This window comes from Candidatus Phyllobacterium onerii, from assembly GCF_028331445.1.
GTDB classification, from domain to species: domain Bacteria; phylum Pseudomonadota; class Alphaproteobacteria; order Rhizobiales; family Rhizobiaceae; genus Phyllobacterium; species Phyllobacterium onerii.
In genome coordinates this window covers 1-26,729 of record NZ_JAQMHX010000014.1, presented here as the reverse complement: position 1 = coordinate 26,729, position 26,729 = coordinate 1, and the positions used below count along the sequence as shown (strand labels likewise).

General features: G+C 59.3%; 27 protein-coding genes and 2 pseudogenes. 22 read left to right on the top strand and 7 right to left on the bottom strand.

The annotated features are described in order from the left end of the window. Positions 1-16: 16 nt before the first annotated feature. The gene (locus PHA01_RS23915; RefSeq protein ID WP_271898865.1) at positions 17-1,642 is read right to left on the bottom strand and encodes an ISL3 family transposase; all 1,626 of its coding nucleotides are present in this window, start codon (positions 1,640-1,642) and stop codon (positions 17-19) included. A gap of 198 nt (positions 1,643-1,840) precedes the next feature. On the opposite strand from PHA01_RS23915, the gene PHA01_RS23910 reads away from it, so the two are divergent. The 4 genes from PHA01_RS23910 (at position 1,841) to PHA01_RS23895 (ending at position 4,997) form a co-directional block, all read left to right on the top strand. Beyond that, positions 1,841-2,638 carry a hypothetical protein gene (locus PHA01_RS23910; RefSeq protein WP_271898804.1) on the top strand — a complete coding sequence of 266 codons (798 nt, stop codon included), beginning with the start codon at positions 1,841-1,843 and terminating at the stop codon, positions 2,636-2,638. A gap of 131 nt (positions 2,639-2,769) precedes the next feature. Beyond that, entirely contained in the window at positions 2,770-3,186 is a 417-nt protein-coding gene (locus PHA01_RS23905; RefSeq protein WP_271898803.1) for a hypothetical protein, read from the top strand. Positions 3,187-3,710: 524 nt separating this feature from the next. Beyond that, positions 3,711-4,415, top strand: coding sequence for a hypothetical protein (locus PHA01_RS23900; RefSeq protein WP_271898802.1), 705 nt, complete (start codon positions 3,711-3,713; stop codon positions 4,413-4,415). Between the two features lie 450 nt (positions 4,416-4,865). Continuing rightward, entirely contained in the window at positions 4,866-4,997 is a 132-nt protein-coding gene (locus tag PHA01_RS23895) for a hypothetical protein (protein WP_271898801.1), read from the top strand. Between the two features lie 10 nt (positions 4,998-5,007). On the opposite strand, the gene PHA01_RS23890 is transcribed toward PHA01_RS23895, so the two are convergent. Next, a complete protein-coding gene (locus PHA01_RS23890; RefSeq protein WP_271898864.1) occupies positions 5,008-6,585 on the bottom strand; it encodes a GMC family oxidoreductase in 1,578 nt (525 codons plus the stop codon). Positions 6,586-6,742: 157 nt separating this feature from the next. Further along, positions 6,743-7,414 carry a GntR family transcriptional regulator gene (locus tag PHA01_RS23885; RefSeq protein ID WP_224515537.1) on the bottom strand — a complete coding sequence of 224 codons (672 nt, stop codon included), beginning with the start codon at positions 7,412-7,414 and terminating at the stop codon, positions 6,743-6,745. 153 nt (positions 7,415-7,567) lie between these two features. Here PHA01_RS23885 and PHA01_RS23880 point away from each other — a divergent pair, with 153 nt between their 5' ends. From PHA01_RS23880 to PHA01_RS23835, 10 genes are all read left to right on the top strand, one after another. Next, entirely contained in the window at positions 7,568-8,431 is an 864-nt protein-coding gene (locus tag PHA01_RS23880) for an alpha/beta fold hydrolase (RefSeq protein WP_271898800.1), read from the top strand. A gap of 41 nt (positions 8,432-8,472) precedes the next feature. Continuing rightward, complete coding sequence (locus tag PHA01_RS23875) at positions 8,473-9,612, top strand: FAD-dependent oxidoreductase (protein WP_271898799.1); 1,140 nt, start codon at positions 8,473-8,475, stop codon at positions 9,610-9,612. A 70-nt stretch (positions 9,613-9,682) separates the two neighbouring features. Then, positions 9,683-10,276: an amino acid synthesis family protein gene (locus tag PHA01_RS23870; RefSeq protein WP_271898798.1), complete on the top strand. Its 594-nt coding sequence runs from the start codon at positions 9,683-9,685 to the stop codon at positions 10,274-10,276. A 33-nt stretch (positions 10,277-10,309) separates the two neighbouring features. Next, positions 10,310-10,768: a YbhB/YbcL family Raf kinase inhibitor-like protein gene (locus PHA01_RS23865; RefSeq protein ID WP_271898797.1), complete on the top strand. Its 459-nt coding sequence runs from the start codon at positions 10,310-10,312 to the stop codon at positions 10,766-10,768. A 70-nt stretch (positions 10,769-10,838) separates the two neighbouring features. Then, on the top strand, positions 10,839-11,561 hold the full coding sequence (locus PHA01_RS23860) for a class II aldolase/adducin family protein (protein ID WP_271898796.1): 723 nt from the start codon (positions 10,839-10,841) through the stop codon (positions 11,559-11,561). A 117-nt stretch (positions 11,562-11,678) separates the two neighbouring features. Further along, positions 11,679-13,310, top strand: a complete 1,632-nt coding sequence (locus PHA01_RS23855; RefSeq protein WP_271898795.1) for a GMC family oxidoreductase — start codon at positions 11,679-11,681, stop codon at positions 13,308-13,310. Further along, positions 13,307-14,236: a 5-formyl-3-hydroxy-2-methylpyridine 4-carboxylate 5-dehydrogenase gene (fhmpcd1, locus tag PHA01_RS23850; protein WP_271898794.1), complete on the top strand. Its 930-nt coding sequence runs from the start codon at positions 13,307-13,309 to the stop codon at positions 14,234-14,236. The genes PHA01_RS23855 and fhmpcd1 overlap by 4 nt, the downstream gene beginning before the upstream one ends. A 130-nt stretch (positions 14,237-14,366) precedes the next feature. After that, the gene (locus PHA01_RS23845) at positions 14,367-15,197 is read left to right on the top strand and encodes an ABC transporter ATP-binding protein (RefSeq protein WP_271898793.1); all 831 of its coding nucleotides are present in this window, start codon (positions 14,367-14,369) and stop codon (positions 15,195-15,197) included. Further along, complete coding sequence (locus PHA01_RS23840; protein WP_271898792.1) at positions 15,194-16,009, top strand: ABC transporter permease; 816 nt, start codon at positions 15,194-15,196, stop codon at positions 16,007-16,009. The genes PHA01_RS23845 and PHA01_RS23840 overlap by 4 nt, the downstream gene beginning before the upstream one ends. 37 nt (positions 16,010-16,046) lie before the next feature. Beyond that, positions 16,047-17,057 (top strand): ABC transporter substrate-binding protein, encoded by a 1,011-nt coding sequence (locus tag PHA01_RS23835; protein ID WP_271898791.1) that lies wholly within the window; start codon positions 16,047-16,049, stop codon positions 17,055-17,057. A 37-nt stretch (positions 17,058-17,094) separates the two neighbouring features. Here PHA01_RS23835 and PHA01_RS23830 read toward each other — a convergent pair whose 3' ends face one another. Then, on the bottom strand, positions 17,095-17,520 hold the full coding sequence (locus tag PHA01_RS23830) for a hypothetical protein (protein WP_224515520.1): 426 nt from the start codon (positions 17,518-17,520) through the stop codon (positions 17,095-17,097). A 150-nt stretch (positions 17,521-17,670) separates the two neighbouring features. On the opposite strand from PHA01_RS23830, the gene PHA01_RS23825 reads away from it, so the two are divergent. The 7 genes from PHA01_RS23825 to pldH all read left to right on the top strand — a co-directional run bounded on the left by PHA01_RS23825 (position 17,671) and on the right by pldH (position 25,174). Beyond that, on the top strand, positions 17,671-18,648 hold the full coding sequence (locus PHA01_RS23825; protein WP_271898790.1) for a putative B6 ABC transporter substrate-binding protein: 978 nt from the start codon (positions 17,671-17,673) through the stop codon (positions 18,646-18,648). 80 nt (positions 18,649-18,728) lie between these two features. After that, positions 18,729-20,300: a putative B6 ABC transporter ATP-binding protein gene (locus PHA01_RS23820; protein WP_271898789.1), complete on the top strand. Its 1,572-nt coding sequence runs from the start codon at positions 18,729-18,731 to the stop codon at positions 20,298-20,300. Beyond that, positions 20,297-21,391, top strand: coding sequence for a putative B6 ABC transporter permease subunit 2 (locus PHA01_RS23815; RefSeq protein WP_271898788.1), 1,095 nt, complete (start codon positions 20,297-20,299; stop codon positions 21,389-21,391). The genes PHA01_RS23820 and PHA01_RS23815 overlap by 4 nt, the downstream gene beginning before the upstream one ends. Positions 21,392-21,394: 3 nt before the next feature. Further along, a complete protein-coding gene (locus tag PHA01_RS23810) occupies positions 21,395-22,330 on the top strand; it encodes a putative B6 ABC transporter permease subunit 1 (RefSeq protein WP_271898787.1) in 936 nt (311 codons plus the stop codon). Between the two features lie 47 nt (positions 22,331-22,377). Continuing rightward, entirely contained in the window at positions 22,378-23,184 is an 807-nt protein-coding gene (gene pldA, locus PHA01_RS23805) for a 4-pyridoxolactonase (RefSeq protein ID WP_271898786.1), read from the top strand. A 27-nt stretch (positions 23,185-23,211) separates the two neighbouring features. Next, positions 23,212-24,390, top strand: coding sequence for a pyridoxamine--pyruvate transaminase (ppaT, locus tag PHA01_RS23800; protein ID WP_334312055.1), 1,179 nt, complete (start codon positions 23,212-23,214; stop codon positions 24,388-24,390). Between the two features lie 37 nt (positions 24,391-24,427). Then, positions 24,428-25,174 (top strand): pyridoxal 4-dehydrogenase, SDR-type, encoded by a 747-nt coding sequence (pldH, locus tag PHA01_RS23795; RefSeq protein ID WP_271898784.1) that lies wholly within the window; start codon positions 24,428-24,430, stop codon positions 25,172-25,174. A 97-nt stretch (positions 25,175-25,271) separates the two neighbouring features. Here the strand turns inward: pldH and PHA01_RS29605 are convergent. The 3 genes and pseudogenes from PHA01_RS29605 to PHA01_RS23780 all read right to left on the bottom strand — a co-directional run. Continuing rightward, a pseudogene (locus PHA01_RS29605) lies at positions 25,272-25,460 on the bottom strand (hypothetical protein); the annotation flags it as partial. After that, positions 25,454-25,618 (bottom strand): annotated as a pseudogene (locus PHA01_RS23785) (helix-turn-helix domain-containing protein); the annotation flags it as partial. The pseudogenes PHA01_RS29605 and PHA01_RS23785, both read right to left, overlap by 7 nt. 189 nt (positions 25,619-25,807) lie before the next feature. Further along, a complete protein-coding gene (locus PHA01_RS23780) occupies positions 25,808-26,284 on the bottom strand; it encodes a TetR/AcrR family transcriptional regulator (protein WP_271898863.1) in 477 nt (158 codons plus the stop codon). Positions 26,285-26,350: 66 nt separating this feature from the next. Between PHA01_RS23780 and PHA01_RS23775 the strand changes: the two genes are divergently transcribed. After that, positions 26,351-26,590: a DUF932 domain-containing protein gene (locus PHA01_RS23775; RefSeq protein WP_271898783.1), complete on the top strand. Its 240-nt coding sequence runs from the start codon at positions 26,351-26,353 to the stop codon at positions 26,588-26,590. Positions 26,591-26,729: the final 139 nt, after the last annotated feature.

The following is a 26,729-nucleotide window of genomic DNA, read 5'->3' as shown; positions in this document are numbered from 1 at the left end:
CTACATGGGTTCTTCCTCAATTTCTGTGATTCAGCGGCATCATTCTTGCTCTCATCAGTTCCGGGCCGGCGCGACCGTACATTGCTCGCTTCAGCATCTTGAGGCGGTTGATCTGCCCTTCGGCTTGACCGTTGCTCCAAGGGAGTTCGATCCCATTTTTGACGGCATCAATATCCCGACGCAAAACGCTGGCGAAACGCATGATCGCCGTGAGTTCGGTGTCAATGGCATCGTCGATCCATTCATCCAGTGCCGCCGAATTCCTGCTGCGCAAGATGCCGTTGAAACGCATGGCCAAGTCACGCATTATGGCGAACACTGTCGAGCCCTGCTTCAAAGCATTGACCTTTCTGGTCTGAATATCTGTCAGCAGGCCACGCGGTTTTATGCACAAAGCTGCGGCCACCACAGACGAGATCACATGGCCGGTATCAGGATCACGGACGGGTTCTGAAACATACACATCTACAGGCGGGTCGTCGGATTGGATGTTTTCGGCTTCACGCCACACCTTCAACAAGCGCTCCAGATTGGAACGACTGCCCGTGTAGCCGCGGTTCTTGATATCGTGAAACAGATGGCGTCCAATACGATTTCCATTCTTCCAGCATTCAGCCAGAAAAGTTTCAAAATACAACGGCGATGTCGGATTCAAGGCTGCCCGGTTTCTGTCTCGAGGTGCATTAGAAGTGAGCCAATTCGCGATGCTGCGGCGCTCGTATCCGGTCCGCCTTGCAATCTCGCTGTAGGTGAGGCCCTGCTGGCGCAAAGCTTGAAGCGTGGCAAATATTTCCTGACGGGATTGTCTGTGCTGCAAGCGGGCTCGGCGGTGTTGTGCCGTAGCGCTGGCGATCGCATCTTCGGAGAGAATAGGTCTAACATGGGCGTGGCCATAAACGCTCATCTGTTCCTTGATCGCCACCCTGAGATTTTGGACCAGATGAAAACGGTCAGCCACCTGGCGGGCCTGCGGTGCGCCCTCCCGGGCTGCCTGGGCATACAGGCCGCAGCGATCTCGGCTAACAACTTCGATCGTCGGACGCTCTTGAAACCATGCTTTTGCGCTCTCAACGCTGCGGTCGTCCAAAACATCGATGACCGATTGACGCTCAAGATCGACCATGATCGTGCCGTACCGCGAGGAATGCCGCCAGCTCCAATCATCAATGCCCACAACCCGAATATTGTCTTCTTGCATGGACGCAGGATTATTGCGCTTCAATTGCCGCAAGATCGTGTCGTCACTGACCGGCATGCCGAGCCGATGCAACAAATATTCACCCGGGTGACCGCCCATCTTGTGGCCAATCAAACGTACAATCTCGGCCATCCGTTCTGTTCGTCGCGTGTAGGGTGAAGCAATCTCGGGCAACCTGTCGGTGAAGGTTCGTCGCCCGCATTTCCGGTGCCTACACTGCCACCTGTTCAGTGCGAGTTTGATTTCCACAACTTGACCCTGAACAGGCAAGTCCTGGAGGCGGCGGTTGTGCCAGCCATGCCGGTGCCGGCTTCGCCTTCCGCAATCCGGGCAGATACCGACAGGTTTCGCAGCGGCAGAAACAACCCAGTTTTCTTTATCTTGAAGGGTGATACCCAAAACTTTGACCCCTGGGCCGGGTGACCATTTCGATTTCGTTCGCATCCCCGCAGATAGCAATCGCGGCGCTAACACTTTGTTAACCACAGAAATTGAGGAAGAACCGTCAATTAAGAGGCCAAGAAAGAAATAATGGTAATACAATTGGTTAGGTGGGTTTCGCATTCGACACCGAATTCCGCAACTTCAAATGGCTGCAGAAACCTCTTTTAAATCTTTTCGTTTCGTACGGATGAGAGCTTCATGTCTAGTGCAGCAATAGTATTTCTGGCTGTCAGTTCAATCTCATTTATGAGCTTTGTGCCAGCTATGGCAGCCCCGAAATGTGAACACACGAGTGCCGTTTCAAGCAATGGAGCTGGCAAGCCAGTGTTAACAGACTCGGCAGCGCATTTGCTTTCCGAGGAACATTTCTTCAACGTAAGAGGAACCTTGTTAAAAGTGCCATTTGGCTATCTAAATCCTTGGCCCAGTACCCATCTGGAAAAGATTGCCGCAAACCCCAAAGACGGGGACGCGACCCACAAAATTCCTGGACTGGCTTTTGCCTTCTGGATGCCGAATCTGCGCTATTCGGAACTTGATAGATTTAACACGCCTTGGTATCGGCCTTGTGAAAAGGGGCGAACAATACCGCAAGATGGAGAGTATATCGTCGAAGCTTCGCTCAGTTCTCCATGGCTGCCCCTCGATACACCTGGATTGCAGTTGCCCGCCCAAAGTTTCAACAAGCGGATCGCTCGGCAGAACGGTGATATGAAGTTGGCTGCCGAATTTGGATTACGAAGGACAACCGGCGGTCCGTTCATACTTTATGGAGCCGAAGCAAGCGGGGATGATCCTGAGGTCTCTGTTCGATGTTGGCGCGAACCTCAAGAATTTCTAAATCCATCGTGTCTCGGTGAGTTCTTGTGGCGCAACGACAGGCTTGGTTTGACGATCCGTTTTCCGCAATCGGAAATTTCCAATTGGTCCGATATCGCCGTTGGGGCGCGGACACTTTTGTACCGCTGGCGCGAAAATGCTTATCTGCACCAATAGGCTAAATCTGTTTAGGCCATGGCAAATCTTGGTTGCACAAGACTTAGATACCTCTTGGTGAGCGACCTTGTGTTGGTAAATCCAACGGTAACTCTCCGCGGTAGGTTCATGCTGCCATCGAGGTGAAACGGGTGACTCAAGACAATACAGCAGGGCAGATCGACCCGCTCGAAGGCAGCCCTGAACTCAAGGCAGATTTGAGCAGGAGTCTGGAATTCATCGCAGCTTTACAAAACGACCACATGATGTGGACGGCCTACAATCTGCTCATACAAAATAAATGGGTCAGGCCTGGTGGTACTGTAGCACACCACATCGGCACGAATGGTTCCGTTGGGGAGTTTATCGCCAAGCTGCGTGGCAAAGGCGAAACGTGCCTGTCTATCCAATGCTATGGAGATGACGGTCCACCTTTTGAGCAAAGTGAAAAATGGGAGCATGTCAGTAGGTTTGGAAAACTGTTCTCGCAACTCGGCTGGGTTTCTGATCCAAACCAGGAGCGACAGGATTTAATCTGGTTTGATGGCCCACTGGGCACAAGAGGCTAGCCTGGCTTGCTAACCTATTTTCTGGTTGCAATTGTTAAATCCGGTCGCAACGTCGGACCGATAACCTAAGCCCTTATTTCGACACGGCGGGAGATAAAAAATCCAGCGGGGATCAATTGGGGAATCACGCGCATGTTGAAGAACGTTTCGGTCGCGCTACCGCTCATCGCGTGGTTTTCGTCTACGGCCTGCGGCGACCCGGCCACCCTGCCAAAACCGTACTCGGTGAAAATCTGGATCGGGAAACCGGATCAATCCCATCTTGAGGGAACAGCGCAATGCGATGCAAGTCAGGATTGCAGCGTCGCAATCGGGATTTTATAATAAATGTGAATTCTACATATAGTAGGCTATCTCGACCATATCTCTTAAAGTAGAATTCGGAACTACGCGGAATTTTATATTAGCTTGCGGGTGTCGTGGTCTCGAACGTGCATAAAGTTATTTATGCTTCTGCTGATGATGGCTTCGTTTTTTTCTTTCAATAGGATCATGTTCCGGCAAGGGGCACTCGGGGAAATAAATTGCCAAAGATTGTGTATTGGTTTGGCGCAGTAGCCGCGCTTGTTTTGGCCTTTGGGATATACTTATATTTTTATTCTCCAACATACGTTTTTCGATATCAGGTAACGGTCGAGGTTAGCACCCCGGACGGGACAAAAACGGGTGCATCGATCAATGAAGCAATATTTGAGAGATCAAAATTTATGGAGGTTATTTTGGCGCATCCTATGACCGCCTCCGACACCAGTGGTGAGGCTATTTTTGTAGACCTCGGGCGCGGCCGTAACATTTTTCTTTCTTTGACTGCATTCGGATCTAAATCACCAAAAGCACGTTCTTTCAGCGAACTTTTGGTGTCCCTCTATGGCCTTCCCTGGCCCGCGCTCCGTGACGACTATACTTCGATGTCTGCAGCAATAGACCGCGCGCAACATCTAGGTCCAAGAACTGTACCATTTGATAGGTTGCCCTTGATGGTTACGTTCACTGACTTGAATAATCCAATCTCCTTCAAACCAGTCGATCCGCAACATCTAGACGCGACATTCGGTCATGGCTATGGGCTAAAATCCGTCATCCTTCAGGGAACGCAAGCCGCAACAACCGAAAAGATCGAGAAACTTCTTTTGTGGCTACCCCGGCTTTATAAGAAAGCCTTGGATGGAGGCCCTCCCACCGACAGATACCCTCCGCTTATGATTAGCGCATCAAACTTTAAAAGATAGGGCTTCAGGAAATGACAAACGCAACGCTCCTTAGTGCAATACTAGCCATGGATGCTTATAACCGAGGAACCAATCCCGCGTTAGATATCGGGAATGCGCCCCAAATAGGCGATGCAATCGTGATCGCTCAAGCCAATGACGACGAGACGGGTTTCTCTGCGACAATGGCTCCGGCGACGATTGCTGCGTGATCATTGCGAGCGTTGAGTTGAGCGCCGACTACGATCAGCAAGGCGCAAAGCAGCCGTTCGTTTGGCTCCCTTTCGGTGTAGAATGAAGTATCGACGTAGATTGTCGACTTTTGAGCTACAATCAAACATGCCCGAAATTTGCCTATTATCGGCATTTTCAAAGGAACGATTATCCATACGTTACGACTTTGGACAAGACCCTCAAACGATTATGTGCTTCGCGCTTAAAGACAACCCTTGACCTTGGTGAATTCCAGACATGAACCGGCGTAGTGTCGAAAACAGCTTGGGTAAGGCATCACGATGGCCAATCGCGCGGGCCGTCGTCAAGGCCTGGCAGTCGCTTCGCGCCGGCTTTCGCGTCGCGCGCAACCTTGCTGCGCAGCCCTAGATGATGCCGTTCATCGCATCGGAATTCTTTCCGGGTCCATTTTCCGGTGCGATCGAGCGAAGGTCTCGGCGATCGCGAGCACCGCAGCATGAATCGGTCCTGCGGTGAGGTTGGGCATAATTGACGCGTCCACTACAAAAAGATTGTCGAGCGCCTTGAGTCGTAGATTTGGATCAACGACGGCGTCCGGGTCATTACCCATCCTGCAAGTACCACAGGGATGATGGTGTGTGATGACGGACTGCGCGATGAAGTCGTCCATCTCGGCCGCACTGTTCAGGGTGCTTGGCAGGAGTTCGCGCTCTCTCCAGCCGGCGAGTTCATCTTTATGCCCGATTGTCCGTGCAGCCGAGAGAGCTTGGCGAAACAGCTCGCGGTCCCGACCGGTTTGCAGGTATGCCGGGTCGATGATCAACCGGTCGCCGACCTCCGGCCCACTTATGCGTAGGCTGCCGCGGCTCGTTGGATGGGTGATCCCGAACAGCAGTGAATATGCAGTGCCAGCGGCAGGCGCCTGAAAGCGTTCGGACACGATCGGCGCGACGCCGCAACCAACGACAATCTCGGGTTGACCAGTAGCGGTGAGCCCGTCAGCTCGCATATAGGCCATCGACTCCGAGTGTTGGAGGCGCGATGGAGGAACCGGCTTGCGTGACGCATAAAGGTTGCCGGCACCAAGCAGGTGGTCCTGAAGGTTTCGACCGATTTCAGGCATGTCGATCAAGCAGCCAACGCCTGCGGCGTCGAGTACATCGTGCGGGCCGATGCCCGAACGCATCAGCAAAGCCGGACTTTCCAGCGCGCCGGCACAAAGTACAACTTGATCCGCAAAGACTTCGACCGGACCCTGTCGCCCTACGACCTCGAGGCTGCGGACCTGATTGCCCTCCAGGTTGAGCCGCCGCACCCGGGATCCCGTAAGGATGGTTAGGTTTTTGCGGCCTCGAACGGCCTTTGTGAGCCACGCGTCCGCCGCCGTAACCCGCCGCCCGTCGCGAATGTTCAAAGAGTTCGGGGTGACACCGATCATCTCTCCACTGTTGTGACCCTCAAGGCGAGGCAGACCCAATGCTGCGCCTGCCTCGATGAAGGCACGAGCAAGCGGACTTACTTCGTCCGCCGGTAAATGGATCGGCAACGGCCCGCCCTTGCCGTGAATGCCGTCGCCACCAAGCGGGTGGTCTTCGATAGCCTGGAAAACTGACAGCAGTTCATCCCAGCTCCATCGGCGATCCCCAGTCGCGTCGACCCAAGTCTGGAAGTCGGAGGGATGACCGCGCATGTAGCCCATGGCGTGCAGGCAACTCGAGCCGCCGATCAACCGCCCGCGCGCCCAATGATGCACTCGGCCTGCGGTGCCGGCTTGCGGCTCCGTGCGATAGTCCCAATCGTAGCTGCGGCCCTGAAGCGTCGGCCAGGCAGCGGGCTTCCAGATGTCGGGGTCCGCCGCCTCTTCGCCTGCCTCGATAAGCAGAACGCGACTGTTCGGCTCTTCACTCAGTCGCGCGGCAAGCAACGTGCCGGCCGACCCACCGCCGACGATGATGATATCGCAATTCGGTTTGCGCTCAACATTGGCCATGGTCATCATCACTCCATCTGCCACCTGCTGGCTTCGATTGCCGGCATGTCTGACACCGACATGGTGAATGCCCCGCGCACTGATTTGCGTTCGGCAGATACCCGATCCAAAACGTCATGAAGGACTTCGACTCTTCAGACGGAACCACAGTCTTGCGACGAACTCAAAGTCCGCTGTCCATGGATATCTTCGCTGCGGCCTTCGCCTTCAAGACGTGCTGTTTCGAGGCTTCTCGGGCGGCTTTCTCGTCGCCGGCGGCGATGGATTCGAATATCTCCCTCATCTCCGCGAGGCTGCTTTGTGCTCTGCCCTCCAATGACATCGATCGTCCTCGAAAAAAGCTTATCCTGGCCACCAGACCACGATGGACTTCCTCGAGGATCGGATTCCCGCAATTCGCGAGTATGATTGAATAGAAGTCTGCGGCGGTCATGACCCGCGCGAGGCTGTCATTGCTGGATGCCGCCGCTTCGAATGCGGAAAGGGATTTCTCAAGTTCAACCAACTGTTCCGGGGAAATTCTCGACGCGCATCGCCCCGCTGCCTCGACTTCCAACAACTCGCGAACCTCGTAGATGGCGGTTGCCACCTCCCACGAAAGTGCCGGTATCGACGGTCCGCGGTTGGGTACGATCTCGATCAGGCGCTCGGCCTCAAGACTTCGCAAGGCCTCTCTCAGCGACGGACGGCTGATGCCGAGCTGTGTGCATAGCTGACTTTCGATGAGACGGCTTCCCGGTTGGAACAATCCGGAGAAAATGGCGAGCCGTAACTTATCTACGGTCTCCCGTTGCACTGACCGTGGCGAAATTCGCAAATTCAAATCTGGGGGCATTGGTAACGTCTCATGAGCCTTTGGGTCGCAATCTGACGCTTAATACGCCAAGCGTCTAAACTTGATAGCAAGATGGTCTGATTGTCAAATCTGAAGATTGCAAGAATGTCAGACAATCGGCTTGACCTGCCCCACCTTATATGATCCTCTTGGATGAGAAACGGGCAGCGGCGGCGAGAATATGACATGGCGGCAGACATACCTTGCGATCACTTCATCTCGCGACGCATCGACACTGGCCGCATCACCTTGAACGTGCGCGAGAAGGGTAACGGCCCATTAATGCTATTCTTTCACGGCATTACCTCCAACTCCGCCGTGTTCGAGCCGTTGATGGCTCGACTATCGGATCGGTTTACAACCATAGCGGTTGACCAAAGGGGGCATGGCCTCAGCGACAAGCGGGAAACCGGCTACGAGGCGGATGACTATGCGGACGACATCGTCGGCCTTATACGCACGCTCGATCGCGGCCGTGCCATCCTCGTTGGACATTCGCTTGGTGCTCGAAATTCCGTCACGGCCGCGGCGAAATACCCGAATCTGGTGCGGTCGGTCATCGCAATCGACTTTACGCCGTTTATCGAGACCGAAGCGCTGGACGCGCTGGAGGCGCGAGTGAATGCGGGGAGCCAGCTTTTCGAGGATGTAAAGGCCGTCGAAGCATATCTCGCCGGGCGCTATCCGAATATTCCCGCCGACGCCATCAAGATCAGGGCTCAGAGCGGCTATCAGCAGGTCGACGGCGGATTGCGTCCATTAGCCTCGCCCGCGGCCATGGCCCAGACCGCCAAGGGCCTGCGAGCGGATCTGGTGCCCGCCTACCGGGACGTGACCAAGCCAGTCCTCATCGTTCGAGGCGAGGCGAGCAAATTGGTGTCAGCGGTGGCGCTGGCGAAGACAAGTAGGCTGCGGCCTGATCTGCCGGTCGTCGTCGTTCCGGGCGCCGACCATTACGTCAACGAGGTGTCTCCCGAGATCACGTTGAAAGCTATCACCAACTTCATAGACGCCTGACGGCTAAGCGCCGTCCTCTTGTACGCAGCAGGATCCAGAAAATGGCCAACGTAAACAGAACTCCGGGCAAAACGCGTCGTGCCGAGGTCGCGGGCGGCGGCTTTGCCGGCCTGACAGCCGCCATCGCTCTCAGGCAGAACGGCTGGGATGTCAGGCTGCACGAAAAGAGCTCGGAGCTGCGGGCATTTGGCGCGGGCATCTATCTCTGGCACAACGGCCTTCGCGTGCTCGAAGGACTGGGTGCCTTGGACGAGGTTCTCCAGGGCTCGCACACGCCTCCGACCTACGAGACGTGGATGCATAACAAGTCGGTTTCCAAGGAGACGTTCAACGGTCTCCCCTGGCGCATCATGACCCGCAGCCACCTGCACGATGCCCTGGTCAATCGGGCCCGTGCCCTGGGTGTCGACATCCGCGTCGATTCCGAAGCTGTCGCCGCCGATCCGCAAGGGCGCGTGACCCTCCAGAGCGGCGAAGTTCTCGAAGCCGACTTGATCGTCGGCGCCGATGGCGTTGGTTCCAAGGTCAGGGATTCCATCGGTTTCAAACGGGATCGATGGGTTTCAAAAGATGGTCTCATCCGACTGATTGTCCCGCGCATGAAGAAACAGCTCGGCCACGGCGAGTGGGACAATACCATCGACATGTGGAACTTCTGGCCGCGTGTTCAGCGGGTTCTCTACTCGCCCTGCAATGAAAATGAGCTCTATCTAGGTCTCATGGCTCCCGCCGCCGATGCTCGCGGATCAAGCGTTCCGATCGATCTCGAAGTCTGGGTCGAGATGTTTCCTTTCTTGGAGCCATGCTTGATCGAAGCGGCCAAGCTGAAAACCGCCAGGTACGACAAATACGAAACGACCAAGCTGGATAGCTGGACAAGAGGCAAGGTCGCCCTCGTGGGCGATGCCGCGCATGCAATGTGCCCGGCGCTTGCCCAGGGTGCCGGTTGCGCGATGGTCAACGCCTTCAGCCTGTCGCAGGACCTGGAGGAAGGCTCTTCAGTCGAAGATGCGCTCGTCGCGTGGGAGACGCGCATTCGCCCGATCACGGATCGCTGCCAGGCCCTGTCTGGCGACTATGCGGCGAACCGATCGCTCTCGAAGGGAAACATGTTCACGCCAGCGGCGCTGGAAGCCGCCCGCTACGACCCGCTGCGCCGTGTCTACTCATGGCCGCAGTAGCGTCGGGCAAGCCGGCCGACGAAATTAATCGGTGCGTGCAGAAACAGCGCGCACCATTCAGGAGATAAAGATGAATTATTCCAGTGAAGTCGAAAGAGACTATGATGTCAGGGGATGGTACTCCTCCGTCCAGGAAAGCCGGCATGACGGCGGCACGCCTGGCGAGACCCTAGTCAAGGTCGCAACAGGCGTTGTTATACGCAATCCCTTCGCTGGGAAGTTCGTCGCCGAACTGTCCGATCTGACAAATCCGAGTTCAGCGATCGGTCATGCGCTCGGCGAGCGAGCCGTGGCGCTGCTCGGCAACAGGCCGGTCGAAAGCTATGGCAAGGGCGGTATCGCAGGTACATCAGGCGAGCAGGAACATGTCGTTGCCTGCATAACCACAGTATTCGGAGATCCGCTGCGGCAGCAGGTGGGCGGCGGCAAGGCCTGGATCTCGTCGGTGAGCAAGGTCGCTGTCGCCGGCACGACCATCGACATCCCGCTCGCCCACAAGGACGAACTCTATATCCGTTCCCACTATGATGCCGTCACCTTTTGCGTGCCGGATGCCCCACGCCCGGACGAGCTTTTGATCTGCGTCGCCGTCGCGTCGGGTCCGCGCGTGCATCAGCGTGTGGGGGGGAAATCCGTAGCTGACCTAAAGGCCACTGCTGTCTAGTTCGATCGAAATTGGTGAAAGGACGAATATTTTATGCCGCTGAACATCAAGGACCTCAAGATTACCTCCGAGGATTTCCAGCCGCTCGGGAAATTGCGCGATGAACATGCCGGCGACAAGGGCAACGTATTGCCCAAGCTTACCGTCAGTGGCGTCCCGGCAGGTGCGAAAGAGCTCGCGATCATCTGCCATGATCCAGACGCGCCCTTGCCTAACGGTTTCACTCATTGGGTTGTCTATGGCATCGATCCCTCGGCCACCGACCTTTCGGACGCGCAGGAGAAGTTTCGCGTAGGACCCAACGGCGCCGGCGACAAGCAATATTACGGGCCTCAGCCGCCTGCGGGCCACGGAGAACATCACTACTACTTCTGGGTCTATGCCCTGGACACCAAGGTCGACGGGACGCCCACCCGGGAGGAGTTCCTGCAGAAATATGCCGGCAACATCATCGAGCAAAACCGGATCGTCGGCATCTACGAAAACAAGTGAAATCCGCGGCCCTGGCAACCGATAACAACAACAAGAATGGTCGCCATCGCCACAATGGGAGAATTTGGAAATGATAGACAACAGCCCCGCGCACCAGAAGGTCTTCGAAGAGCTGGTTACAGCGACGAAGATTCTGCTGAACGAAGGTATCCTGGATACGTTCGGGCACATCAGTGCCCGTGACCCCGAGGATCCCGAAAGCTTCTTCCTGGCACAGAAGCTCGCTCCGAGCCTCATAACGGCCGGTGACTTCCAGCGTTTCAACCTCGACGGCGAGACCTTGGATAACAGGCCGTCCTATCTGGAGCGCTACATCCACAGCGAGATTTACAAGGCGCGGCCGGACGTCCAGTGCGTGCTCCACAGCCATTCGCCGGCTGTCCTGCCTTACTGCTTCGTCGACCAGCCGCTCCGGCCGGTCACCCATATGGGGGCTTTCCTCGGCGACGCCGTCCCAGTCTATGAAATACGCGACAAGCACGGAGACGATACCGATCTCTTTGGCGGCAGCCGGAGCGTCTGTGGGGACATCGCTGAAAGTCTCGGGAACTATCCCGTCGTGCTCATGGCGCGGCACGGCGTCGTCAATGTCGGCAGTTCTGTCCGGCAGGTGGTATTCCGGGCTTTCTATCTTGAACAGGAGGCGGCAGCGCAGACCGCCGGCCTGCGGATCGGCACGATCAAGTATCTGTCGCCGGGCGAAATCAAGGCTGCGGGAAATCTCGTCGGCGCCCAGATCGACCGTGGATGGGATCACTGGTCGCAGCGCCTCAGGGAAGCGGGCCTGGCCTAGGGTCCGCGGGTGTTTGAACATACCCCGGAAGACCCTGGTCCTAGCCCAGGTTTTTCCAGGCTCGGTTTCAATAGTTTCCTGACGCAAGAGCGTCAAACGAAGGCAATGAAACGCAACATGCCGCACGCTGAAAGCTACGATTATATCATTGTTGGGGCCGGATCGGCCGGTTGCGTGCTTGCCAACCGGCTGAGCGCCGACCAGAGATGTTCTGTGCTGTTGCTGGAAGCCGGCGGCTGGGACCGCGATCCCATGATCCATATACCGCTGGGCTGGGGCAAGATTCTGACCGAACGGCGCCATGACTGGATGTATTTCTGTGAGCCGGAAGACAATGTCGGCGGACGCAGGGTCGAGTGCGCACGCGGCAAGGTTGTCGGAGGATCATCGTCGACCAACGCCATGGCCTATGTGCGGGGCAATCGCGGAGACTACGATCGTTGGGCAGCCTCGGGGCTCAGCGACTGGTCCTATGACAAGGTGCTGCCGTATTTCCGCAAGCAGGAAAGCTGGGAAGGCGGCGAGAACCAGTTTCGTGGCGGCAAAGGTCCGGTCAGCACTCAGTTCTGCCGCTACAAGGATACGTTGATCGATGCTTTTGCGCAAGCCAGCGTGCAGGCCGGTTACGAGCAGACGAAAGATTACAATGGCGAGCGGCAGGAAGGGTTCGGCCGCCTCCAGATGACGATTTCAAAAGGCCGGCGCAGCTCGACTGCGACAGCCTATCTGCGGCCGGTGCTGAAGCGGCCCAACCTGACCGTTCTGACGGAAGCCAGCGTAACGAAGATCGTGCTGGAGGGTGCGCGCGCCACCGGTGTCACCATCAACCATCGCGGCGGCGAACGCACGGTCGTCGCCCGTAAGGAAGTGCTGCTTGCCGGCGGCGTAATCAACACACCGCAACTCATGATGCTGTCGGGTATAGGGGCGCAGGATGAGCTTGCCGCGCACGGTATCGAGACGCGGGTTAACCTGCCGGCGGTCGGCAAGAACCTGCAGGATCACGTCTCGGTCATTCTCATGTACCGTCGCCGGGCTCCGGGCGGCCCGTTCCTGCGCAACATGCGTGCCGATCGGATCGGGTTGGATTTCGTCAAGACCTACCTGACGGGACGCGGTTTTTCAGGGGATGTGCCCGGCGGTGTCGTCGCCTTTCTGAAGAGCGGCCCGGCGCGACCGTTGCCGGATGTACAGCTGCTCTTCACGGCGGCTCCGCTCGCCGCATGGCCATATTTCAAGCCATTCAAGGCGCCGTTTGCGGACGGCTTCGCAACACGCATCGTGGCCACGCAGCCTGAAAGCCGGGGAGCGGTGAAACTGGCGTCGGCCGATCCTTCTGCGGCGCCCCTGATCCACCAGAACTTCCTGGCCTCGCCGAAGGATTGGGAGTCGCTGCGGGCCGGCTTCCGGGTGGCAAGAGATCTCGCCGCACAGCCCTCCATGCAGCCCTTCATCGAGGCGGAGTTTTTTCCCGGCCCGAAGTGTCAGAGCGACGACGAGATCGACGAGCATATTCGCAAGACGTCCATCACCGTGCATCATCCGGCGGGGACTTGCCGGATGGGAGCCGATGCGGCCTCGGTCGTCGACCCGCAATTGCGCGTTCGCGGCGTCGAAGGCCTCAGAGTGGTGGACGCTTCCGTCATGCCCGACTTGGTCTGTGGAAACATCAATGCGGCAGTGATCATGATTGCCGAGAAAGCCGCCGACCTCATCGCGAGCTCGAAAGAAAGCGGGGCAGTGCAATGATCCGAAATATCGCCATCATCGGTCTGGGTACGATGGGACCGGGCATGGCCGCCCGGCTCGCCAGAGGCGGCCTTCAGGTGGTAGCCTACGATTTTGCCCCGGCAGCGATCGAGCGCGCGCGACTCGTGCTGGGCGTGGCCGAGACCGTTCTCGACGCCTTGGGTATTGCGCCGCCGCCGGCCGGCGTTGGAACGGTTCGCTTCACGGATGATATCGGCGATGCGGTATCCGGTGCCGACCTCGTCATCGAGAACGTTCCTGAAAACATTTCGGTCAAGGCCGAAGTCTATCGTACGATCGACGGCCTGATAGGCTCGGACACGATCGTCGCGTCCGACACGTCGGGTATTCCGATCACCAAACTGCAGGCGCATATCTCGCATCCCGAGCGGATGGTCGGCATGCACTGGTCGAACCCGCCGCACATCATCCCGATGATCGAGGTGATCGGCGGCGAGAAGACCGCGCCGCAAACCGTGGCGACGATCCGCGACCTGATCCGCTCGATCGGCTTGCTGCCGGTGGTGGTGAAGAAGGACGTTCCCGGCTTCGTCGAAAACCGCGTGCTCTATGCACTGCTGCGCGAGGCCGTCGACCTCGTCGAGCGTGGCGTCATCGATCCGGAGGATCTCGACACCTGCGTGTCGTGGGGCATCGGCTACAAGATCGCCGTCATCGGACCGATGGCGCTGCTCGATATGGCGGGCCTCGATATCTACAAGTCCGTCTCTTCCTTCCTCAACGCGGACCTCTCCAATCGTGACGATGTCGCGCCCATGGTGCTGGAAAAGACGAACGCGTCGAAGCTCGGCATCAAGTCGGGCGAGGGCATGTTCTCTTATACGCCCGAGCAGACCAAAGCGCTGCAAGGCGAACGGGCGCGCAAACTCGTCGCGGTGCGGCGCATCTTGGAAGGTCGGGAGTAGCCAATGGCGCATCGTGCTCACAGGATCTGCCGGGCTGGGGAGTTTGTAACGGCGGCTGTTGGTGCGAGGCGCGCCTTCGCGGACCGGACGGTGCGGCGACCGTTCACGACAGCGCATGGGGTGGCAAGCCATGCGCATTGAAACCATTCGAGCCGTCGGCGCCCGGCCGGCCCATATCCGCCATGACGACCTGATCTCTGCCAAGGGTGTTTCAGTGGTCATGGCCAGCCAGCTGGTTCTGCAGAACATCGATCTTTCGATCCCGAAGGGGTCGTTTGTCTCTCTTATTGGTCCTTCCGGTTGTGGCAAGAGCACCTTGCTCAAGGTTCTGGCGGGGCTTGTGAATCCGACGAGCGGCAGCGTTTCGATCGCCGGACTTCCGCCAGTCGAGGCGGCGCGCAAGCGCATGATCGGCCTCGTCTTCCAAGACGCCAACCTGCTTCCCTGGAAGAATGCCGTCGACAACGCATCGATGCTGCTTGGCATCGCCGACAAGTCGCTCTCGCGCGCCGATTTGCGGGCACGCGGGCAGGAGATGTTGGAACTGGTGGGGTTGGGCGACAGCGCCCACAAGCGCCCTCATGAATTGTCCGGCGGCATGCGCCAGCGCGTCGCCATCGCGCGGGCCCTGGCGCTCGATCCAGCGGTTCTCCTGATGGACGAGCCGTTCGGCGCGCTCGACGCCATCACCCGCGATTCGATGGGTCAGTCGCTGCTCGAGATTTGGCAGCGCACCGGCAAGACCATTGTGCTCGTCACCCATTCGATAGACGAGGCCATTCACCTGTCGCGCCATGTCCACGTGATGGGGATCAAGCCTGGGCGGATCACCGGGAGCCTCGACATTGGTCTGCCCTATCCGCGCGATCTGTCTTTAACGGAAGAACCGCAGTTCGTCAGGCTGTTGGTTCAGCTGCGGACGATGCTGCGCGCCAGCCATCAACCGGGAGGTGCGTCGTGAGCGATCAACCTGTCACCAATCTCTCCGAGTCGCGGCTTGCCTCAAGCTGGGGTGCGGTGACAGGCAGCTGGCTTCCAGCGGCTATCCTTCTGCTGGCGACGATCGTGGTCTGGGAAGCCGTGGTGCGGATTTTCGCCATATCCGCCTTCATCATTCCCGCCCCGTCCGAGATCGCGCAATCGCTGGTCGCGCAATGGGGAACGCTGATGCAGGCGACACTGGTAACGGCAGGCGAGATCCTGTTCGGATTCCTTGTCTCTATTGTGGTCGGCATTGCCATTGCGCTGGTCATCGTGCGCTTTGACTGGCTGGGGCGAGCGCTCTATCCGCTGGTGGTGCTGTTCCAGAACGTGCCCAAGGTGGCATTGGCGCCGATCTTCATCCTCTGGTTCGGCTACGGGCTTGCGCCCAAGATCGGCCTGATCCTGGTCATCGCCTTCTTCCCGGTGACATTATCGATGCTGGCGGGCATGCAGTCGGTCGATCGCTCGCTGTTGTCGCTGATGAATTCGGTCGGCGCCAGCCCGACGCAGATCCTGTTCCGGATTCGCGTTCCGCATTCGCTGCCGAACCTGATGGCCGGAACCAAAATCGCCGCGACGCTCAGCGTCATCGGCGCTATCGTCGGCGAATTCGCCGGCGCTTCCGATGGGCTCGGCTACGTCATCCAGTTCGCTTCGACCCAGCTCGACACCGCGCTCGTCTTCGCGGCCCTACTCCTCGTTTCGGTGCTGGGCATCGCCTTCTACTACGCAGCCGAAGTTCTCGAACGCATCATCGTGCCATGGGCACCGAAATTCAGCCACGCCTAGGTTACCTAGGACAGTCAACGACAGGAAGGATCGATCAATGCTAAGACGCTCACTCATAAAGGCAGCCACGCTTGCGGCGTTTGCCGGCGCGCTTGGCTTCTCCGGCGTAGCGCTGGCGGCGGACAAGGTCAGCGTGCAGCTCGACTGGGTGGTGCGCGGCAACCACGCCATGTTCTTCGTGGGCAAGGAGAAGGGCTTCTTCGCCAAGAACGACATCGACTTGGCCGAGATCCGCAAGGGTTCCGGCTCGCCAGACGCCATGCGGCTGGTGGGCAATGAGAACGCGGATTTCGGTTTCGGCGATCTTCCCACGCTCGCCGTTGCGCGGTCGCAGAATGTCCCGGTGGTGGCGGTGGCCGCAGTCAACCAGCACTCGCCGCTGGCGATCATCTCGCTGGCGAAGACGGTGAAGCTCACCAAGCCGGATGATCTGAAGGGCCTCACCATCGGCATTCATCCAGCCGGTTCAACCTACATCTTCTTCAAGGGCTTCCTGGCGGCCAATGGCCTGACGGAGAAGGACATGACGCTCAACAGTGTCTCGCCGCCCTATGAAAGCTATCTGCTTCTAGGCCGGGTTCAGACGGTGGTCGGCTATGTCGACGCCGAGGTTCCCGAACTGGAGGCCAAGGCAGGCGGTTCCGGTTCGCTCAGCGTCATGATGGGCGCGGACCATGGCTGGAAGGCTTATGGCTCGGGCCTGTTCACCTCTCAGAACATGATCAAGGACAAGCCCGACGTCGTCGCCCGCTTCGTTAGGGCGTACAGGGAAGCATTCGATTATGTCGTGGCCCACCCCGAAGAGGCCGCCGAGATCACGGCCAAGGCTGCACCCGGTTACGCCGACAAGAAGGATGTGCTGCTTGCGCAGATCAACGCCGATATCGCGTCGACCTTCACCGGCCCGGACACCAAGGAACACGGCCTCGGCTGGATGACGAAGACGCAGTGGGAGGAAACGCTGAAGACGCTCACCGATCAGGGCGTGCTCAAGACGGCTCTCTCGGCGGACGATGTCTTCACCGACACGTTCCTGGCAAAGAAGTAAGAGGCACCGGTGTTGGGACGGGCAAGTCGATGAGCGCCTACCGGCAGACCAGGCTGTCCTGCCTCGTGACACAGGACACGGCGCGTTCGCCTTTCGCGGCGTCGGCGCGGTCGAGCGTGATCTGCACGCGTGTGGCATATGCGCGACCCGACAGGCCGCACCGCAGCCGCTCGACGGGCAGGTTCTCGCGCTTGTCGTTGAGGATCGTGAACGTGCCGGTCTTGGGGTCGAACCAGAGTTCGAGGCGCGCGCTCTCGCCCGGTTCGACCGTCGCGATCCCGGCGGAATACCAGTGGGCGAAGTCGGCATTGCAGGACAGTCCTTCATTGCCCACGTTCGAAATCGTCAACGGCACCATGTCGAGCCCGTCGGTGCCCTTTCGGACGATGATATGGTGCAACTCAACCGCGTTGGCGAAGGATGTGAACGCCAGCGCCACAGGGAGAACATAACGAATCTTCACTTTGCCTGAGCTCCATGGGTAAATTTACTCATGCAGTCTACCTCGCATATGCGCAATAACAACATAATATTGATTGGTAAATCAAACAGAGAGGGTAATATGTTAAAGATTCTGAAGAGTAGTGTGAGTGCGGCTATACTGAGTGGCGTCTTGCTGGGCAGCGCGCTTGCCGGTGAAGTCAAGTCGATCGCCATCCTGACGCCCGAAGAAGGCACCGATTACGGCTGGAATCAGCAGGGCATCGATGCCGCCAAGGCGGCGGGCAAGGCCGCCGGCGTCGAAGTGGTCGTGGCCCAGGGCCTTGGCTATGGCGATGTTCGTCCGACGCTGCGGGAGCTCGCGTCTGATGGCGCTAGCTTGCTGATCGCCCACGCCAGCGGTTACAACACTTCGGGGCCTGAAATCGCCAAGGAATTGAAGGTTCCGGTGGCGATCGTCGATACGCCGAGCGGTCTGGAGAAGGGTCTCGTCGCCGACTACACGCTGAGCGGTCACGAGGGCGCCTATCTCGCCGGCCGTCTTGCCGCCAAGATGTCGCGCTCGAAGTCGGTCGGCATCGTCGTGTCGGGCGAACCGCCCTCGTGGAATTCGCAGTCAGCGGCGTTCGCGCAGGGCGTGAAGGCGGAGAACCCAGAGGTCAAGATCACCTATGCGGTGATCGGACCCGCCGCCTACAGCGACGCAGCCGGCGGCAAGCGCGTCACCGAAAGCGTGATCGCGTCGGGCGCCGACATCATCTTCGGCCAGGGCAATGGTTCGAGCTTCGGGATGCTGCAGGCGGTCGAGACGACCAAGGCGGCTGACGGCGGCAAGGTCTATTTCATCGACGTCATCGGCGACAAGACGCCGATCGACAAGGGCTTCCTGCTGTCGTCGGTGGTCTGGAACATTGAGCCGGTCTACGCGGCGATGATCGACGACCTGAAGGCCGACACGTTCGGCACCAAGAGCTACTCGATCGGCCTCAAGGATGATTCGGTCAAGCTTCTGAAGACCGCTGCAATCCCGGACAATGTCTGGACCGAGATCCAAGCGCTGCGCGACGAAGTCATTTCCGGCAAGATTCCGGTCGAGCCGGTCTATGATGCAGCGGACGTCAGGGCGCTGATGACCAGCGTCGCCCAGTAGGGCAATCCAACCGGCTACTGGAAGGGTGACCAGTTCATCCCTCCGGGCCGATTTCATGTTTTTAAAGGTTCTGAGCTTTCATGGGCAGTCTTTCTTCATTACCGGACGCCGACAAACGCGACATCGTCGTGCTTGAAGGCGTCACCAAACGCTTTCCCGGCATCGTCGCCAATGACAGCATCGACCTGTCGATCCGTCCCGGTGAGGTGCATGTGCTGCTCGGCGAGAATGGCGCGGGAAAATCCACCTTGATCGGCATGCTGTCTGGTGTGCTGCAGCCGGACGAGGGCCGCATACTGGTCGACGGCAAACTGACACAGATCACCTCGCCGCGCCATGCGCTGGCGCTCGGTATTGGAACCGTCTTCCAGCACATGATGCTGGTGCCGGCTCTGACCGTGGCCGAGAATCTTTTGCTTGGCGGGCCCTGGTGGCAGCGCCCCAGGACCGAGGAGCTTGAGGCGCGCGTCGCCGAGATTACCCGCAGCCTCGGCATCACGGTGAAGCTGCATGCCAAGGTGTCGGAGCTTTCCCTTGGCGAGCAGCAGCAGGTGGAGATCCTGCGCGCCATGGTGCGCAACAGCCGGCTACTGATCCTCGACGAATCCACCTCTATGCTGACGCCGAAGGGCATCGACGAACTGGGCACGCTGATGCGCCGCCTCGTCGAGCAGGGACTGGCGATCGTCTTTATCACGCACAAGCTCAAGGAGGCGGCGGCCTTCGGCGACCGCATCTCGGTGCTGAAGCTCGGCCGTAAGGTCGGCGAGATTCCTTCCGAGCGCTTCCGCGCGCTGGGCGAACAGGAGATCATCTCGGAGATCGTGGAATTGATGTTCGGCAAACAGAAGGACGATCCGGAAGCGGTCGAGTGCCCCATCCGCACAATCTGCGTCGAAGCCGCTCCGCTGCTTCAGGTCGCGGATCTCGCGGTCGCACCTACGGACAACGCACCGGGCCTATCGTCGATCTCCTTTGACATTCGTCCAGGTGAGATCCTTGGCATCGCTGGCATCGATGGCAACGGCCAGAAACAATTGGCGGAGGCCTTGGCAGGGCAACGCGTGGCGACCGGTGGTTCGGTGCGGCTGGAGGGAACCGCGATCGAGATGCTGAGCGTTGGCGAACGCCGCCAGCGCGGTCTTCGCTATCTGACCGACGACCGGCTGGGCGAAGGCACTGTCGCAACTTTCCCGGTTTCGATAAACTTCTTTCTCAAGCAGGTGGGCGCCGCTCCGTTCTGGCGCAACGGCTTCGAACAGCGCGCCGAGATCGACAAGCGCGCGGCCCAGCTCGTGCGCGAATACGATGTGCGCACGCCAAGCCTGAAGACGCCGGTCGGGCGGCTTTCGGGCGGCAATATCCAGAAAGTTCTGCTGGCGCGCGAACTGGCCGAAGGCGCCAAGGTCGTCATCTTCAACAAACCGACCTATGGGCTCGATCTCGCCAATACGCTGGCGTCGCGCCAGCGCATCCGCGACACCGCAGCGCGCGGTCTCGCCATATTGCTGATCTCCACCGACCTCGAGGAACTGCTCAGCATGTGCGACCGTATAGCCGTCATCGCCAACGGAGCGCTGGTCGGCACCGTCGAGAACGTAGACGACGTCCGCACCAAGGTCGGTCGCCTGATGATCGGACTAGCCGCATGAGCATCGACACCCCCACGGTCAATGCTACCGCACTCGATCCCACAAGCGCGGGGGCCGCGCGCCGTGACATCCTCCACAGGCTGCTGATGACGCTCGGCCCGATCCTCGCCGCACTGGTCATCGCCGGTTGCATCCTGCTTGCCGTCGGCGTCGACCCGCTCGCCTATTATGGCTATGTGTTGGAAAAAGGCCTGTTCTCGCCGCTTGGCATCCAGCAGACGCTGACGCGCATGGCGCCGCTGCTGTTTCTTGCCGCCGGCCTGATCGTGGCCTTTCGCGCCGGGACTTGGAATCTGGGCGGCGACGGCCAGTTCCTGCTTGGTGCCGTCACGGCAGCCGCCAGCGCCCCGGTGTTCGTCCAGTTGATGCCGGCCTGGCTGGCTCTCATCGGGTCGTTCCTGATCGCCGCGGTGGTAGCGATGATCTGGTCGCTGGTGCCGGCGCTGCTGCGGGCCTATCAGGGCGTCAACGAGATCATCACCACGCTGATGATGACGTTCCTGGGCACCTCGCTCGCCAATGTTCTGGTCAAGCTTGTGTTTCGCGATCCCGGCACGACCGTTCCCCAGACGCGCACGCTACCGGTGGAAGACCGGCTGCCGCGCCTGTTCGATACGACCATCACCAGCGGCCTGCTGCTCGGCCTGGCAGCAATCATCATAGTGCATCTGGTGATGACGCGCACGGCCTTCGGGCTGAAATTGCGGATCGTCGGCGCCAATCCGCGAGCGGCGATTCATGCGGGGCTCGGCGTACCTGGTCTGACTATTGCCGTCTTCGCCATTTCCGCCGGGCTCGCGGGCCTTGCCGGTGCCGTCGACATCATCGGCGTGCAGGGAAATGTCCGCGCCGACTGGAATCCCGCTTACGGGCTGGCCGTCATTCCGGCCGTGTTCCTCGCCCGCATGAACGGTTTTGCCGCGATAGGTTTCGTGTTCCTGCTTTCGGTGTTGTCGATCGGCGGCGAAAGCGCGGCACGGCGGCTTGGTGTGCCCAATCATTTCACACTGGTGCTGGTCTCCATCGTGCTGATCGTGCTCGCTCTCGCCGAGTATGTCGACCACCGTTACAACCAGTCGAGAAAGGCTTAGGGCATGACCGGGCTATTCAGCGAAGTCTTTCTCAGCGCGCTCATGTTCGGCGCCGTCACCGCGGCCATCCCGCTGCTGCTGGCGGGCCTCGGCGAGCAAATGTCGGAAAAAGCCGGCGTGCTCAACATCGGCATCGAAGGCATGATGCTGGCCGGTGCCTATCTTGGCTTCGTCGGCGCGTTCTATTCCGGGTCGCTGTGGCTGGGGTTCCTAACAGGTGCCGCCGGCGGCGTCGCGGTGGCGCTGATCATGGCGCTGCTCTGCGTGCGCATCGGGCTGAACCAGATCGTCATCGGCATCGCGCTGACACTCGGTCTCGAAGGCCTGACGGCGCTGCTTCATCATTTCCAGTTCTCGCGCAGCTATCCCCGCCTGCCAGCGGCGGACGCCACCGTCATTCCGCTGCTGTCGGATATTCCCGTCATCGGGCCTGCCTTCTTCAAGCATCACCTGATCGTCTATCTGGCGCTCGCGCTGGTGTTCGGCATGGGTTACCTCTATCGGCACACGCAGCTCGGCCTCAACCTGCAGGCAGCGGGCGACAAGCCGGCCGCGCTCGACGTCGCCGGTATCGACGTCATCAAGACCCGGACCATCGCGGTGCTGACGACCGGCGCGCTGGCCGGGCTCGGCGGCGCCTATCTCGCCAATGTCGGGGCCGGCCTGTTCATTCCGTTCATCAGCAACGGCGCCGGCTTTCTCGGCATCGTGCTTGCCATGCTGGCGCGCGGCCGTCCGGTCTGGGTGCTGTTCGGCGCCCTGCTGTTCGGCGTCTGCCTGTCGCTGACGACGGCCATGCAGGTAGCGGGCATCAACATACCGACCGACGTCATCCAGATGCTGCCATTCCTGGCGGTGATGATCATGCTGGTGTTGTTCGGCCGGCGGGCCAGTCTACCGGCGGCGCTGGGCATTCCATATGAGCGCGGTACGCGCTGACAACAATCAGATGCGCGGAAGGGACCCGCGCCAAACAGGAGGTAATAATGTCGGATACCAAGATCTACCTGCTCGATGGCGGCTCGCTCGTTCTCGACGGCTATCATGTGTTCTGGAATCGCGGCCCTGGCGGCGAAGTGCGCTTTCCGGTCTATTCGATCCTGATCGAGCATGCCGAGGGCCGCTTTATGATCGATACCGGCTATGACTACGGTCACGTCATGAAGGTGCTGCCCTTCGAGAAGCCGATCCAGGAAAAGCACCAGACCATTCCCGGCGCGCTTGCCTTGCTCGGGCTCGAGCCCAAGGACATCGACGTTGTCGTCAATTCGCATTTCCATTTCGACCATTGCGGCGGCAACAAGTATTTTCCGCATGCAAAGAAGATCTGCCACCGGACCGAGGTGCCGCAGGCTTGCAATCCGCAGCCTTTCGAGCACCTCGGCTATTCCGACCTGAGCTTCTCGGCGGAGGCCGCGGAAGCACGTGGCGCGACCGCGCAACTGCTGGAAGGCACGACGCGCGCCAACTCGACCTTCGAGGGCATCGAGGGCGACGTCGATCTTGCCAAGGGTGTAAAGCTGATCTCGACGCCCGGCCATTCGATCGGCCACTACAGCTTGCTCGTCGAGTTCCCCAAGCGCCAGCCGATGATGTTCACCATCGACGCCGCCTATACCCAGAAGAGCCTTGAAACGCTGTGTCAGGCGGCTTTCCACATTGACCCGGTGGCGGGCGTCAATTCGATGCGCAAAGTGAAGAAGCTGGCCGAGGACCATGGTGCCGAACTGATGTATTCGCACGACATGGAAAACTTCAGGAGCTACAAGACCGGCACGCAATTCTACGGCTGATCGCCCGCCAAATCAGGAGAGAAGATGATGCGCTATCTCGAACACGCCGATCCGGTCATCACCCTGACCTCGGGGCCGGTGAACGCCTATGCCGAAGTGCTGCGTGGTCTCGGGCGCACGGTGCTTTACGACTACGACCCGGCGTTTCAGCTCCTCTACGAGAAGGTGGTCGACAAGGCGCAGAAGGCGATGCGGCTGTCGAACAAGCCGGTCATTCTGCATGGCGAGCCGGTACTGGGCCTCGAGGCCGCCGCAGCCTCCCTGATCGCGCCCGACGACGTTGTGCTCAACCTTGCCTCCGGAGTTTACGGTAAGGGGTTTGGCTATTGGGCGAAGCGCTATTCGCCACATCTCATCGAAATCGAGGTGCCCTACAATGAAGCGATCGACCCGCAGGAGGTTGAGGCAATGCTGAAAGCGCATCCGGAAATCACGATCGTTTCCGTGTGCCATCATGACACGCCGTCTGGCACGATTAATCCGATCGATGCCATCGGCGCGCTGGTCTCGGCGCATGGCGGTTATCTCATCGTCGACGCCGTCTCGTCCTTTGGCGGCATGAAGACGCATCCGGAGGATTGCAAGGCCGATATCTATGTCACCGGCCCCAACAAATGCCTGGGCGCGCCTCCCGGCCTCACCATGATGGGCGTCAGCGAGCGGGCCTGGGCCAAGATGAAGGGAAATCCTCTGGCGCCGCGCGCATCGATGCTGAGCATCGTCGACTGGCAAAATGCGTGGTCAAGGAACGAGCCGTTTCCGTTCACGCCGTCGGTCTCGGAGATCAACGGGCTCGATGTCGCACTCGACCTTTATCTCGATGAGGGACCGGAGGCGGTGTGGGCGCGCCACGCGCTTACTGCCAAGGCAATGCGCGCGGGCGTCACCGCGATGGGCCTGTCGATCTGGGCGGCCAGCGACAGGATCGCATCGCCAACCACGACCGCCGTTCGCGCCCCTAAAGGTGTCGACGAGAAGGCGCTTCGACGGGTCGCGCGCGCCCACTACGGCGTGGTGTTTTCGTCGGGCCGCGGCGAAACATTGGGGAAGCTGACGCGCATCGGCCATATGGGCCCGACCGCCCAGCCGATCTATGCGATCGCCGCGCTGACGGCGCTTGGCGGCGCCATGAATGCTTTGGGCCAGAAGCTCGCGATCGGCAAAGGCATCGAGGCGGCGCTCGCCATTATCGACGCCGACGCATGAGATGAATTCACAGGATCACAAATCATGGAGCATGGACATGACTGAACGGTTTGCGGGGAAGACGGCGCTGGTTACCGGGGCCGCACAAGGCATCGGCAAGGCCATCGCCGCGCGGTTGGCCGCCGATGGCGCGACCGTCATCGTCAGCGACATCAACGCGCAAGGCGCCAAGGCGGCCGCCGCATCGATCGGTGGAAAAGCGAAGGCGATCGCCGCGGATATTTCCGATCCGGCATCTGTTAAGGCACTGTTTGCCGAAATCCAGACGCTGACGGGCGGCATCGACATCCTGGTCAACAATGCCAGCATCGTGCCGTTCATTGCCTGGGACGACGTCGATCTCGAACATTGGCGCAAGATCATTGACGTCAATCTGACCGGCACCTTCATCGTCAGCCGCGCGGGAACTGACCAGATGCGCGACGCCGGCAAGGCCGGGCGGGTGATCAGCATCGCATCCAACACCTTCTTTGCCGGCACGCCGAACATGGCGGCCTATGTCGCGGCCAAGGGCGGCGTCATCGGCTTCACCAGGGCGCTCGCCACGGAACTCGGCAAGTACAACATCACGGCAAACGCGGTGACGCCCGGGCTAATCGAGAGCGATGGCGTCAAGGCAAGCCCGCACAATGAGGCGTTCGGCTTCGTCGAGATGCTTCAGGCGATTAAAGGCAAAGGGCAGCCTGAACATATCGCCGATGTGGTTTCGTTTCTTGCTTCCGAAGATGCGCGCTGGATCACGGGCCAGACGCTGAATGTCGATGCGGGAATGGTACGCCACTAGCCTGATTGGGATTATTCGGGGCGATGGTTCCGCTCATTTCAAGGCAGACATTTGAAGTGAGATTTCCGATGAGCCATGGATATGCATCATCTACCTGTCATTGCGGCAACTGAACTAACGCTATAAATGACCAAGATGGGGCCGTCTGCGGACAGCCGTTCAGTTCAGCCGTCCGAACCTGCATGAGCATGTGAGCGCCATGGAGAGACCAGCGCATCTGCTGCTTCTTGACCATCCGCTTGGCGACAAGTGAATTCACCGCCGACTCGGCGAGGGTGGTGGCGACGCGAAGCTCGTGAAAGCATTGCGTCGCAGCTCGCGGAAAATCGTCGAGCGATGCCGTCCGAGCTTGTCGGCAATGACATCACCACTGATACCAGCCGTTCGCCACCGCGCGATCTTGCGGCATTCATCCATATCAATCTGGGAGTAGGTGCGTTCCATGGGCAAGTCCTTGCATGTGATAAGCCATTGTTATCTATCGCAAGTCGCACTTCATCCTTGAACTCACCATTTCAACTTTGAAAATCGCATAATGTCTCGTTGGGAACCGCGCTTCAGAAAACTGCATTGAGGGGTCTGCGGTTCGGTTCCTCTCAAGGCGGTCAAGTTTCGGCATGGCAGCGTCCCCGGCTATGTCTTCGCGAGCAACAGCGCTGCTTGCACGCCCCCTTCCAAAATTTGCGCTGCCACAATCTCGTCAGAAACCGCTCGTGCAATTTGCAGGGTACCTACCATCAGACCGAAAATTGCCATGGCGCGTTCACGCGATGACGATGATGACGAAGGTGGAAGATAAGAAGCGAGTGTCTCGACGTAATTGCTCAGTCCAACCTCATATGCGTTACGGGTCGAAGCCGGTTGCCGTCCGATTTCAGGTAAAAGGGCCGCTGAAGGACACCCATCCTCGGTTCCATGCAAGTGAGCGACGTTCAGGTAATCGCGAATAACGTCTTCAATCCCCAACTCCGCCGCACCGGCTCGCTCCAGACTTGCACGCTGATCCGTCAGTGCACTTACAATCGCCTCCCTTACGAGCGCTTCCTTCGATTCAAAGTGAGGATAGAAGGCCCCGTTTGTTAACCCGGCCTCGGACATGATCCCCGCCAGGCCCGAGGCTGCCGCTTTGGCGATGCCGAGGACGACACGGAAACCCCGATCAAGCCGCAGCAGCTTTTGATCCCGCGCCGCTACGACGACAAGGCCAACGATCTGTGGACCACCTTCAATGTCACACAGGAAAACGTCATTCGTGGCGGTCTGCGCGGCATGCTCCTGGACGAGCAGGGCAGACGGGTGCGCCGCGTATCGACGCGCGCCGTCAATGGCATCGATCAGGATATCAAGCTCAACAAGGCGCTGTGGGTCCTTTCGCAGAAGATGGCGCAACTGAAGGCTATCAAGGATGCACCCTGACGCTCATTTGGTGGCGGGGGGGGGGGGCCCCCCCCCCCCCCACACCCCCAACAACCCAAACACCCCCACCCCCCCGAAGAGGTAAAGCGGGGGGGGGGGGGCCCCCCCCCGGGGAAAAAATAACAACCCCACAGGGGGG